Genomic DNA, 1,305 nt, shown 5'->3' on the forward strand with positions numbered 1-1,305 from the left:
TGGGCTTCCCCCGGAGGTGTGGACACCCTGAGACTGGATCTTGAGTCCAGAGGAAGGGGTGTCCCCGTTGGGACGTCCGTCGAAGTACACGCAGGAGTTTCGGCGGGATGCGGTCGAGTTGGTGCGCTCGTCCGGTCGGCCTATCAATGAAGTCGCCCGCGAGCTGGGTATGAGCCACGAGACGCTGCGTAACTGGGTCCGTAAGCAGGAGCAGCAGGCGTCGGGTGCGGGTTCGGCGGTGCAGGCCGGGGCCGGGCTGTCGATGGCGGACAAGGACGCCGAGATCGCCCAGTTGCGCGCTGAGGTGGCCGAGCTGCGGCAGGAGAAGGAGATCCTGCGTAAGGCGGCCGCCTATTTCGCCAAGGAGATGGGTCGGTGACCAGCCGCTTTCGGTTCATCTCCACCCACCGTGGGGTGCACGGCGTTAAGCGGCTGTGCCGGGTCTTGGCGGTGTCGCGTTCAGGGTTCTACCGGTGGGTCGCCGGTGAGCCTGACCGGCAGGCCCGCGCGGCCGCCGAGGACGTTCTCGCCGCGCAGATCACCGCGGTGCACGCCGCGTCTGGGCGGACCTACGGCTCGCCGCGGGTCACCGCCGAGTTGCGGGATCAAGGGGTACAGGTCAACCGCAAACGCGTGGAGCGCATCATGCGCCGGCACGGTGTCGTCGGCCGGCACCAACGGCGGCGCAAGCGCACCACGATCCCGGACCCGACCGCGCCCGCGGTGCCGGACCTGCTCGGCCGTGACTTCACCGCTACCGCGCCGGACCAGCGCTGGTGCGGCGACATTACCTATCTACGCGTCGGTGACCGGTTCCTCTACCTGGCCACCGTCATCGACATCGCCACCCGCCGCCTGGTCGGCTGGTCGATCAACTCGCACATGCGCGCCGAGTTGGTCATCGACGCTTTGGACGCCGCCGTGGCCGCCCGCGGTGGTGACGTCGCCAAGGTGGTGTTCCACTCGGATCGCGGCGCCCAATACGGCAGTGCCGGTTTCGCCGAGGCCTGCCGACGCCACCGGATACGCCGTTCCCGAGGCCGGATCGGCTCGTCCTACGACAACGCGCTGGCCGAGGCGTTCTTCGCCACCCTCAAACGCGAACTCGACGTCGAGCACCGCCGTTGGACATCCGAGGCCGACGCCCGCCGTGACGTCTTCCGCTGGATCGCCTTCTACAACCACCGCCGACGCCACTCAGCACTGGGCTACCGCAGCCCCGCCGACTACGAACGAACCCTGGAAACCGTTACGCTGCAGCAGAGCGCGGCATAACCCGGTGTCCACATCCCGGGGGGAAGCTCA

Annotated in this window: 1 protein-coding gene; it reads left to right on the plus strand. The window is 68.4% G+C overall.

Annotation, left to right across the window (positions count from 1 at the left end; all coding sequences use genetic code 11):
- Positions 1-67 precede the first annotated feature (67 nt).
- A protein-coding gene (locus LDL48_RS43175) for an IS3 family transposase (RefSeq protein ID WP_372472347.1) occupies positions 68-1,275 on the plus strand; the annotation gives its coding sequence in 2 pieces (ribosomal slippage) (positions 68-340 and positions 343-1,275; 1,206 coding nt in all).
- The last annotated feature ends 30 nt before the right edge of the window (positions 1,276-1,305 follow it).

This window comes from Jidongwangia harbinensis, from assembly GCF_020216025.1.
Classification (GTDB): Bacteria; Actinomycetota; Actinomycetes; order Mycobacteriales; family Micromonosporaceae; genus Actinoplanes; species Actinoplanes harbinensis.